At 70.6% G+C, this 11,126-nt stretch carries 8 protein-coding genes; 5 read left to right on the top strand and 3 right to left on the bottom strand.

Annotated features, from left to right (window positions below; all coding sequences use genetic code 11):
- The 5 genes from fabD to BBH68_RS36425 all read left to right on the top strand — a co-directional run.
- The coding region (fabD, locus tag BBH68_RS36445) for an ACP S-malonyltransferase (protein WP_218029734.1) at positions 1–2,389 on the top strand (2,389 nt) is incomplete at its 5' end.
- Between the two features lie 158 nt (positions 2,390–2,547).
- Complete coding sequence (locus tag BBH68_RS36440) at positions 2,548–3,672, top strand: cytochrome P450 (protein ID WP_211301843.1); 1,125 nt, start codon at positions 2,548–2,550, stop codon at positions 3,670–3,672.
- A gap of 36 nt (positions 3,673–3,708) precedes the next feature.
- Positions 3,709–4,773 (top strand): methyltransferase, encoded by a 1,065-nt coding sequence (locus BBH68_RS36435; RefSeq protein WP_065968165.1) that lies wholly within the window; start codon positions 3,709–3,711, stop codon positions 4,771–4,773.
- A 154-nt stretch (positions 4,774–4,927) separates the two neighbouring features.
- The gene (locus BBH68_RS36430; protein ID WP_065968163.1) at positions 4,928–6,523 is read left to right on the top strand and encodes an alkaline phosphatase D family protein; all 1,596 of its coding nucleotides are present in this window, start codon (positions 4,928–4,930) and stop codon (positions 6,521–6,523) included.
- Positions 6,524–6,537: 14 nt separating this feature from the next.
- On the top strand, positions 6,538–7,395 hold the full coding sequence (locus tag BBH68_RS36425; RefSeq protein ID WP_065968161.1) for a galactose-binding domain-containing protein: 858 nt from the start codon (positions 6,538–6,540) through the stop codon (positions 7,393–7,395).
- Positions 7,396–7,508: 113 nt separating this feature from the next.
- Here the strand turns inward: BBH68_RS36425 and BBH68_RS36420 are convergent, their stop codons facing one another.
- The 3 genes from BBH68_RS36420 to BBH68_RS36410 all read right to left on the bottom strand — a co-directional run.
- Positions 7,509–9,113, bottom strand: coding sequence for an ABC-F family ATP-binding cassette domain-containing protein (locus BBH68_RS36420; protein WP_174589136.1), 1,605 nt, complete (start codon positions 9,111–9,113; stop codon positions 7,509–7,511).
- A gap of 208 nt (positions 9,114–9,321) precedes the next feature.
- Complete coding sequence (locus tag BBH68_RS36415) at positions 9,322–10,329, bottom strand: SGNH/GDSL hydrolase family protein (protein ID WP_065968157.1); 1,008 nt, start codon at positions 10,327–10,329, stop codon at positions 9,322–9,324.
- Between the two features lie 180 nt (positions 10,330–10,509).
- Positions 10,510–11,126, bottom strand: a 617-nt coding sequence (locus BBH68_RS36410) for a DUF4232 domain-containing protein (RefSeq protein ID WP_104531502.1), incomplete at its 5' end; no start/stop codon positions are given.

Genomic DNA, 11,126 nt, shown 5'->3' with positions numbered 1-11,126 from the left:
GCTGAGCCAGGACACCCGCGCGCTGGCCGGGCTGCGCTCCGCCGTGCCCCCGCGCCCCCGCCCCCGCCCCGCCCCCACGCACCCCCAGGAGGGCATCATGAAGGTATACGGATTCCCCGGTCAGGGCAGCCAGGCCAAGGGGATGGGCAAGGACCTCTTCGACGAGTTCCCGGAACAGACCGCGGTGGCGGACGCCGTGCTCGGGTACTCGATCAGGGAGCTGTGCACCCAGGATCCCCGGCGGGAGCTGAAGCTCACCCAGTTCACCCAGCCCGCGCTGTACGTGGTCAGCGCCCTGACCTGGCTGCGGAAGCTGCGCGACGACCCCACCCCGCCGGACTATCTGGTGGGACACAGCCTCGGCGAGTACGTCGCGCTGTTCGCCACCGGGGCCTTCGACTTCGAGACCGGTCTGCGGCTGGTCAAGCGCCGCGGCGAGCTGATGAGCCGCGCCGACGGCGGGCGGATGGCCGCCGTACTGGGCTGCGACCTGGACGGGGTGGAACAGGCGCTGCGCGACCACCGGCTGACCGGCCTGGACATCGCCAACCACAACGCGCCCGCGCAGGTCGTCCTCGCCGGGCCCGCCGACCAGCTCGCTCAGGCCAAGCCGGTGTTCGAGGGGCTCGGCGCACACTTCGTGACGCTGAACGTCAGCGCCCCCTTCCACTCGCGCTACCTGCGGGAGACCGCCGACGAGTTCGCCCGCTACCTCGACGGCTTCACGCTGCGCGACCCCGGGATTCCCGTGATCGCCAACGTGGACGCCCGCCCGTACCGGCCCGGCGAGGTGAAGCGGACGCTGGCCCGGCAGATCGCCTCGACGGTGCGCTGGACGGACACGATCAGATACCTGATGGGCAAGGGCGAGTTCGAGTTCGAGGAACTGGGACCGGGCACGGTGCTCCGCAAGCTGGTCACCAAGATCAAGGCCGAGGCGGAACCGCTGGTCACCGAGCCACAGGCCACCGAGCAACCTGCCACTGAGCAGCCTGTCGCGGAACGACCGGTCACCGCGCCCCAGGTCACCGCGCCACCGCTCGCTGAGGCTCCGGTCACCGCGCCGCCGGTCGCCGCCGAGGTGGCCGCCGCCCCTGGCGGGGTCAGGGCGGAAACGCTGGGCGCCGCGACCTTCCGGGAGCGCTACGGTCTCCGGTACGCCTGCCTGGCCGGTGCCATGTACGGCGGGGTGTCCGGAGCGGAGCTGCTGATCCGGCTGGCGAAGTCCGGCGGGATGGGCTTCTTCGGGAGCGGCGGGCTGGCCCTGGACGAGGTCGGGGCGGGGCTCGACGCGGTGCGGGCCGCCCTGGGCGCCGACGGGGCGTACGGAGCGAACCTGCTGCACCAGTACGCCGACCCGGAACGGGAATCGGCGCTGGTCGACCTGTTCCTGCGGGCCGGTGTGCGCACCATCGAGGCATCCGGCTTCCTGCGGATCACCCCCGCGCTGGTCAAGTACCGGCTGAGCGGGGGCAGGGTGCTGGCCAAGGTCTCCAGCACCGATATGGCGGCCGCGTTCCTGGAACCCGCGCCGCCGCGCATCGTCCGGCAACTGCTCGACGAGGGGCGGATAGCCGCCGCGGACGCCGAGCGCTTCGCACACCTGCCGATGGCCGACGACCTGTGCGTGGAGGTCGGCGCTGGCTGGTACGACGCCACCGGCACGCCGGCCACGCTGCTGCCCGCCGTGGTCCGGCTGCGGGACGCCCGGGCCGCGCGGGCCGGAGCCGGGCCGAGGATCCATGTGGGCGCGGCCGGCGGGATCGGCAGCCCGGAGGCCGCGGCCGCCGCGTTCGTCCTGGGCGCGGAGTTCCTGGTCACCGGATCGATCAACCAGTGCACCCCCGAAGCGGCCACCAGCGAGGCCGTCAAGGATCTGCTGCAGGAGGTGGAGGTCCATGACGTCGCCCTCGCACCCGCCCCGGAGATGTTCGAACTGGGGGTGCGGGCGCAGGTGGTCAAGCGCGGTGTGCTGCTCCCGGCGAAGGCGGCGAAGCTGCACGAGCTGTGGCGACGCCACGACTCCTTCGAGGACATCGACGCGCCGACCCGCCGTCGGATCGAGGAGAAGTTCCTGCACGGATCGTTTCACGAGGCCGCCGCCGCGGAGTCGGACGCGGGGCCGGGGGACGACGGCAAGCGCCGGATGGCCACGGCCTTCCGGTCCTACCTCCACCGCGGCTTCCGGCTGGCGCTGCGCGGGGACCGGGAGCGGAAGGTCGACTACCTGGTCTACTGCGGTCCCGCGATGGGCGCGTTCAACTCCTGGGTGGCCGGCACCGGTCTCGAGCCGTGGCGGTCCCGCCACGTCGACACCATCGCGGAGCACCTGATGTCCGAGACGGCTGCTCTCCTGCGGGACCGAGCGGCCCGCTACGGCTCCGGGTGACGGGGTGGACGAGGTACAGGTGGGCGGGCAGCGCCCGGACGACTGATGATTTTCGAGGAGGAACAATGGTCGAGCCCCCAGGGCTCGCGGAGAACGCGGTCGTGTCATTCCCCCTTCCGTGCCCATGGCCCTTCGCGCCGCCGAGTGAGTACTTACGTGTGCAGGACACCGCTCCTGTGTGCCCGGTCGCGACGCACGAAGGCCACCCGTGGCTGGTGACCAGGTACGCGGACGTCCGTGCCGCCCTCGCCGACCCCAGGTTCAGTGCGGACCTCCGCCGGGACGGCTACCCGGTGCTGGCGCCCGGCCAGCGAGAAGCCGTGGCCAGCATGCCGCCGACCATGGCGGGAATGGACGCACCCGAGCACACGGTGATCAGGCGCAGAATCCAGGAGGAGTTCGGCACCCGTCGGGTCCGGGCCATGGAGCCGGACATCCAGCGCATTGTCGACGCCGCTTTCGACGCGATCGAGAACGCGCGCGGCGGGCCGGTCGATTTGGTCAAGGCACTCGCACTGCCCGTCCCGTCCGCTGTGATCTGCATGCTGCTGGGCATTCCCTACGCCGACCACGACTGGTTCAACGACCGCACCACCGCCGCATTCCGGCGTGAGACCAGCGCGGCGGACCGGGTGGGCGTCTTCACGGAGCTGATGTCGTATTTGGACCGGCTCGTCCGCGACAAGGAGGCGGACCCGCCGGACGACCTGCTCGGCAGGCAGATCCGGCTCCTTCGGGAAGCCGGCGAGTACGATCACGACGAGCTGGTGTCCCTCGCGAACCTGCTGCTCATAGCGGGGCACGAGACCACGGCCGGCATGATCACGGTCTCGGTCGCGAGACTGCTGACCGACGACGAACTCCGGCATGAACTCGCGCGAGATCCGGCGCGCATCCCAGAGGCCATCGAGGAGTTCCTCCGCTACTTCACCATTGCCCAGCAGGCGCTCCTGCGCGTCGCGAACGAGGACGTCGTGGTCGGTGGAGTGACGATTCGCAAGGGGGAAGGCGTGGTGCTGTCGGTACAGGCGGCCAACCGCGACCCCCGGGCATTCAGCGAGCCCGATGAACTGCGTATCGGCCAGGGCCGGGGCCATCTGGCCTTCGGTCACGGGGCGCATCAGTGTGTCGGCGCGAAACTGGCCCGCACCGAGCTCCGCATCGTGCTCGAGACCTTGTTGCGCCGACGTCCGGATTTTCGGCCGGCCGCCCCGATCGAACACCTTTCGTGCAAGGAATCCATCAATGTGTGCGGGCTCGAGGAACTACCGGTCGTCTGGTGACGAGGCCTGCAACGCGACAATGAGGAGAATCCGACGATGACCAAGGACGAGATGGGCGCCCCCGCGGCGGACACCGACGCGGCGACGACGCTGCGGACGATCATCACCGGCTACATTTTCTCGCAAATCGTGCGGGCGACGGCGCAGCTCGGGATCACCGAGCACCTGGCCGACGGCCCCCGAAGTGTCGAGGCACTGGCCAAGGCGATCGATGCCGACCCCGACGCGCTGGGCCGCTTTCTGCGCTCCGCCGCAACGCTGGGCCTGGTCCGCGAGAACGGTGACACCTTTGAGCTCGGCCCGCTGGGGTCCGCGATGGAGGCCGACAACGGCAGCTTGAAGAGCGTCGCCATGGGCATAGTCGGCCCCAACCTCACACGCAGGGCGGAACGGTTCGCCGAGGTGGTGCGCGCGGGTCGCCGCGTCGACACCAAGGTCGACGGCTATGAATTCTGGGAGTACTACGACCACAACGAGGAGGAAGCCGAGCACTATGCCGTGACGATGAGTCACGTCACCGCGCACTGCGCGCAGGCGCTGGTGCGGCAATACGACTTCGCACCTTTCCAGCGGATCGCCGATATCGGCGGTGGCCATGGGAATCTGTTGAACGGCGTGCTGACAAGGGTGCCCGGTGTGCGCGGAGTGCTGTACGAGCGGGCCGAGGTGATCCGCAGGGCGAAAGGGCTGTTCACGGAGGCGGGCACGGACGACCGGGTCGACCTGATCGACGGTGACTTCTTGCGGGAGGTTCCCGGCGACTGTGACCTCTACATGATCAAGAGCACGCTGTGCGACTGGGATGACGAGCACGCCGCGCGAATCCTCGGCAACATCCACCGCGCCGCCGCACCGGGTACGACCCTGCTGGTGATCGATTCGATGATCGCCGACGAGGTCACCGGCGATGAGGTGAACCCCGTCCACGCCCAGCAGGAGTCGGCCATCGACTTCGCCGTCTTCGCCACCAACGGAGGAAGGGTCCGGCCCCAGTCGGAGTACCGGGCGATGGTCGGCGCGGCCGGCTTCGAGGTCGAATCGATCACGCCGTTCTTCGACGGCTTCACCCACTGGAACCTGCTGGTGGCCAAGCGCGACTGAAGCACAGCGCCCGACGGGCGGAGCCGCCTGACCCAGGCGGCTCCGCCCGCCGCTCCCGCCACCACTCCTGGGTGCCAGTCCGTGCTGAAGTACTGGCGATACCGTTACCCAGCGTTGACCGGTTCTTCACCTGGCGCCGACAGGGTCCACGCACGTGGAACACTCCTCCTCTCTTCCCCCAGCGCTGAGTGCGGCGACGCGGCGACGTTTCCTCACGGTCACGGGTGCCGCCGCCGGACTCGCCCTGTCCGGCATGCTGCCCGGGATCAGCCCCGCCACCGCCGCGACCACCTCCGCCACCAAGAAGGACCCGTTCACGCTCGGGGTCGCCTCCGGCGACCCCCTGCCGGACGGTGTTGTGCTGTGGACCCGTCTGGCCCCTGACCCGCTGGCGCCCCTCGGTGGCATGGACCGGCGGACCTACTCGGTCCAGTGGGAGATCGCCGCCGACGAGCGCTTCAGCCGGGTGGTCAAGCGCGGGACGGCGAAGGCCGAACCCGAGTACGGGCACAGCGTGCATGTGGACGTCCGCGGTCTCCAGCCGGCCCGCGACTACTACTACCGCTTCCGCACCGGCGGGTTCGTCAGCCCGGCCGCCCGGACGAAAACGGCTCCGGCGCCGGAGCAGCTGCTGCCGAGCATGACCTTCGCCGTCGCCTCCTGCCAGGCCATCTGGGAGGGCTGGTTCACCGCCCACCGCGACCTGGCCGCCCGCCACCACGACGTGGTGCTGTTCCTCGGCGACTACATCTACGAGTTCGGCAACGACCGCGGCGTCCGCCCCGGCGACGACGACCCGCTGCGGACCCGCCAGACCGTCACCCTGGACGAGTACCGCCAGCGTTACGCGTACTACAAGACCGACCCGGACCTGCAGGCAGCGCACCACACCGCCCCATGGATCGCGGTCCTCGACGACCACGAGGTCGTCGACAACTGGGCCGACCGGTACGCCGGGAGCACGCCCCCCGACGACTTCCTGGTCCGGCGGGCCAACGCGTTCCGCGCCTACTGGGAGAACATGCCGCTGCGCGCGCCGCAGTTCCCGGCCGGTCCCGACATGCAGCTGTACCGCCGGCTGCGGTACGGGCGGCTGGCCGAGTTCTCCATGCTCGACACCCGCCAGTACCGCGACGACCAGGTGAACGGCGACGGCATCAAGGCGCCCAACGCGGCCACGGCCGACCCCACCCGCTCCATCCTCGGCTTCCCCCAGGAGCGATGGCTGCTCGACGGCCTCACCGCGTCGCGGTCCACCTGGAACGTCCTCGGCCACCAGACCGCCATCACTCTCCTCGACACGGTCTCCGGCCCCGGCGTGGCCGTCCCGATGGACGCCTGGGACGGGTACAGCGCATCGCGCGACCGCCTCCTCGGCGGCATCGACGAACGCGGCATCCAGAACGTGGTCAGCCTCGCCGGCGACCTGCACCGCACGGTGGTCAGCGACCTCGCGCTCGACTTCACCGACCCTGACTCGAAGGTCGTCGCCACCGAGTTCGTCGGCACCTCCATCTCCTCGGCGCAGGACGGCGAGGACCTGGACGCCGGCGGGCGGGTGCTGCTCGAGGAGAACCCGCACATGAAGTTCGGCAACTTCCAGCGGGGCTACATCAGTTGCGAGATCACACCGGACCTCTGGACATCCGAGTTCCGGGTGTGCGACCGGGTCACGGTGCCCGACGGCACCGTGAGCACCCGCACCAAGCTGGCCGTCGAGAGCGGCGCCGCCGCCGTTCAGCAGGTCTGAGAAGAGGGACGACCATGAAGAAGACCCTGACCGCGGCCGCGGTCGCGGGCGTGCTGACCGCCGGCGTGACCCTCGCCGCTCCCGCGCAGAACGCCGTCGCCGCGGGCGGCACGTCCCGCTCGGACGTCGTGATGTGGGCCTCGCCCGCCGCGGTGTCCGCCAACGAACTGCCGTGCCTGCCCACCTCGATCGCGGTGACCTTGACCAACACCGGCACCGAACCGGTCTTCGCGGAGGCCACCCTGAAGGCCGAGGCGCCGCTCGTCCTCTCCGACACGCTCTTCCAGACCTACCTGCCGCCCAACAACCCGGCCCATCCGGTGACCAAGTCGTTCGGCGTGCTCGTTCCGCGCGGCACGAAACCGGGGACGTACGACATCACCGTGACCAGCGGCAGGCACAGGGAGGTCGTCCCGGTCACCGTCCAGCCGATCCCCGAGCGCGGCCCGGGGGCCAACCTCGCCTACGGCGAACAGGCCATCGCCTCCTCCACGCACGGCAACTTCACCCTCTGCGGAGCCGTCGACGGCGACAGGGACCAGAGCCACTGGTCCACCCTGACCGGCTGGAACGACGCCACCCGCGACGTCTTCCCCGACTGGTACGGCGTGGAGTGGCCGACGGTCCAGACGGTCGACCGGGTCGAGCTGTGGACCAAGACGCCCGCCGCCACGAGCGGGATCCGCGACTTCGACATCCAGGTCCGTGACGGCGACACCTGGCGCACCGTCGCGCAGGTCGTGGGCAACACCGAGGAGCACGTCGTCACCAGGTTCCCCGCCGAGCGGACCGACGCGGTACGCGTCCTGATCCACTTCGCCGGCGGCAACTACTCGCGCCTCCTCGAACTCGAGGCCTACGGCCCGCAGTAGAACCCGGCGCACGACCTGGGGCAGCCCCGGGGAGGGAGCTGCCCCGGGGCACCCCCGCCCCCATCCGCCGGGCCCGGAAACGGTCCCGACGGATGAAGGGGAGCGGGAGCGGATCAGGCCAGGGCGACCAGGTCGCGGTAGTCCTCGCTCCACAGGTCCTCGTCCGCGTCCGGCAGGATCAGGACACGGTCGGGGCGCAGGGCGTCGATGGCGCCCTCGTCGTGGGTGACCATCACGATCGCGCCGGGGTAGGAGCCGACGGCCGCCAACACCTCGGCGCGCGAGGCGGGGTCGAGGTTGTTGGTCGGCTCGTCCAGCAACAGCACGTTCGCGCCGGAGTGCACCAGCCCGGCCAGCGCCAGGCGGGTCTTCTCCCCGCCGGACAGCACCCCGGCGCTTTTGTCCGCGTCGTCCCCGCTGAACAGGAACGCGCCCAGGACCCGCCGCGCCTCGCCGTCCGTCAGGTGCGGCGCGGCATCCGACAGGTTCTGCCGGACCGTGCGGCCGGGATCGAGGGTGTCGTGCTCCTGGGCGAAGTAGCCCAGCCGCAGCCCATGTCCGTGCACCACACGACCGGCGTCAGGCTGCTCCGCGCCCGCGAGGATGCGCAGCAGGGTGGTCTTGCCCGCACCGTTGAGGCCGAGGACGACCAGGCGGCTGCCCCGGTCCACGGCCAGGTCCACCCCGTCGAGCACACGGTGGCCGCCGTAGGACTTGGACAGGCTGACCGCGCCCAGCGGCATCCGGCCGCACGGCAGCGGCTCGGGCAGCCGGATCCTGGCCACCTTCTCCGCGCGGCGGACCGGCTCCAGATCCGCCAGCATGCGGTCCGCGCGGCGGGCCATGCTGCGGGCCATGACCGCGGTGGCCGAGCGGGACTTCATCTTCTCCGCCTGCGCATGCAGGGCGGCGGCCTTGCGCTCGGCGTTCGCCCGCTCCCGCTCCCACCGCCGCTGGTCCGCCTCACGCCGGGTCAGGTAGGCGGCCCAGCCGGTGTTGTGGATGTCGATCGTCGCCCGGGTGGCATCCAGGTGGAAGACCCGGTTGACCACACCGGCGAGCAGGGCGGTGTCATGGCTGATGACCACCAGGCCACCCCGGTACTCCCGCAGGAAAACGCGCAGCCAGGCGATGGAATCGGCGTCCAGGTGATTGGTCGGCTCGTCCAGCAGCAACACACCCTCGTGGCCGGCGAACAAGATCCGTGCCAGTTCCACCCGGCGCCGCTGCCCGCCCGAGAGGTTGCCGACCGGCTCGGTCAGTACCCGCTCGGGCAGACCGAGCCCGGCCGCCACACGGGCGGCCTCGGCCTCGGCCGCATATCCGCCGCCGGCCTGGAAGGCCGCCTCGGCCCCGGCATAGGCCCGCATCGCCCGCTCCAGGTCGCCGGACCCGGCGGCCTCGGCCATCGCGGCCTCGGCCGCACGCAGCCGGCGCAGCGCCGCATCCAGACCGCGAGCGGACAGGATCCGGTCCGTGACCGTGACCGTCGGGTCAACCGCTCGGGAGTCCTGCGCCAGGAACCCGACCGTGCCGGTACGGGTGATCGTCCCGGCGGCGGGCTTGGTCCGCCCCGCGAGGGCGGTCATCAAGGTGGTCTTCCCCGCCCCGTTGCGGCCGACCAGGCCGATACGGTCACCGGGAGAGACAGTGAAAGAAATGTCCGAGAGCAGCAGGCGGGCACCTGCACGCAACTCGACATCACGAACAGTAATCACGGGATGACGCTCCGAGAAAGCAAAAGGACACACTTCTGGCGTGGAAGCGGGTCCTCAGCTAGGAAACTCGGGGCGTAGACATGTCCCTACCATAGCCGCCGCAGGGGGCTGCCGGGCGGAGCCCAGGCCGACCGCGGTCGACCGGGCTCCAGGCACCACCTGAGGGCGGGTCAGGGGGTCGGCGAGGCCTGACCCACCACCGGGCAGGTCAGGCGGTCGTGATGTGCTTGATTGTCTCCGCGACCAGTTCGGCCTGCAGATCACGGCCGGTGCGGTTCGGGTGGACGTACCACGGCAGCGGCAGTCCGAGGAACCTCACCTCGGACCGCTCCAGCATGGCGCCGACGCCCCGCTGCTCACCGCCGCACGCGGTGTGGGCGCCGGTCCGGTGGTAGATGTCGACGAAGGAGGCCCCCGCGGCCCGTGCCTCGCGCTCCATCAGGTCGTTGAGAGGCTCCTGGACCTCCTTGTCCAGGAACTTCAGGGCGTCCTCGTCGATGTCGGCGAGCGGCTTCTCGGTGCCGCCCGGGATGGGTTCGAGGCACGCGGAGGTGTCCTCGGGCACGATCCTGGGGTAGCCCACCAGCACGGTGTCCGCGCCCGGGGCCGCCTCGTGGATCTCGCTGAACATCCGGCGCAGGTCTCGCTCCATTGTCAGGAACCGCTCGTCGAGCCACTCGGCCCCGGCACCGTTCTGGAAGAAGTCACTGCATCCGGAGGCCGGTGAGTCCTCATCCACCGGGTCGGCCGGCAGCAGCGTTCCCTCGCTGCCCCGGAGCCGTTCGGAGCACTGCTTCATGATGCGGGCGAACCCGGCCGTGTTGCCGCCGAGACTGCCCACCACCAGCTGGGTGTCCGGGCGCAGGGCGTTCTTCTGCGGTTCGGCGGCGCCTTGCGGGAGGTCCTGCGGCTCCCACACATGGTGAATCTGCGCGGCGCCACACGACACATCCGCCTGGACGTCGAGCGGCACGCCCTCCTCGGCCAGCTCGTCGACGGCCACCGCGGGATAGTTGTCGGTGGCCCGGAAACACAGGGCGGGGGTGGTGCCAACGGGGCCGATGCCGAAGTTGGCGGTGTAGGAGTCCCCGATGAACACGGTGCGGACCGCCTCCGCCGAGGGCGCGGCGGCGGGGGAGGCACTGGCGGCCGGGGCCGCGGTGGACAGACACGTTCCCAGCGCCACGAGCGCGGAGACGACAACGGACTTTCGCAAGAGGAGGCCCCTTTCGAGCTGCCCGGCAGGGCTTGGACGATGACACGGCGCATTGAATCCGCCGCAGCTCGCGTCGCCCTTGAGCTGATGACCGGGTCGCCCTCCACTCCGGGGTGCGGGCCAGGTCCGGGGCCTTCGAGCCCAGCCCGTTCTTCGCCGGCGCTGCCACCCGGTTCGCTGTCAGAAGTCGTACGGCTTCGCGGTGTTCCAGTTCAGTACGTCGGCCTCGTTCCAGCTGAACTGCTGCTTCTGGCCCTTCATGACGACGGAGTAGTAGGGGCTTTCGTGGCCGTCGGCGCCGCGCAGCGCGATGGCGAGCCCCTGTGCCGTCTGGTGCCGGGAGTTGTAGTCGAAGAGGTTCACGGCGCTGTAGGCCTTGCCGCCGGGCTGGAGGGTGATGCGCTTGTCGCCGCCGGGGTTGTCCTTCTTGGAGTGCGGCAGTTCGAGGCTGTCGTCGCCGAGCCTCACGGCCGGGTACGAGGTGACCCAGCACGGCTTGGTGCCCTGGTTGGACGCGGTGAGCAGCAGGTGGTCGCCCTGCTGTCCGGCGAACCGGTGGACCGCGGTGACCAGCATCTCGTCGCCCACGCACTGCTGGGCGCCGACCCTTGCGCCCTTGCTCGTGACCTCGTCCGATCCGGCCGAGGCCTTGTCAGGGGTGCTGTTGGTCTGCTCCGTGCCGCCCTTGCCGTCCTCGGTGGACGTGGGCCGGTTCTGTGCGGTGGTGGCGGTCTTCTCGCCGGCTGATGCCTTCGAGTCGCTGTCGCTGCTGCCGCAGGCGGTCAGGTGCCAGTGCG

The sequence above is a fragment of the Streptomyces sparsogenes genome, from assembly GCF_001704635.1.
Classification (GTDB): Bacteria; Actinomycetota; Actinomycetes; order Streptomycetales; family Streptomycetaceae; genus Streptomyces; species Streptomyces sparsogenes.
Note: the sequence above shows the minus strand (reverse complement) of the source record. Positions and strands in the feature narration are given on the sequence as shown.

Excerpts from the sequence above, each read along its gene's own strand:
- BBH68_RS36435 (WP_065968165.1), top strand. The coding sequence starts at position 3,709 with ATGACCAAGGACGAGATGGGCGCCCCCGCGGCGGACACCGACGCGGCG.
- BBH68_RS36425 (WP_065968161.1), top strand. The coding sequence starts at position 6,538 with ATGAAGAAGACCCTGACCGCGGCCGCGGTCGCGGGCGTGCTGACCGCC.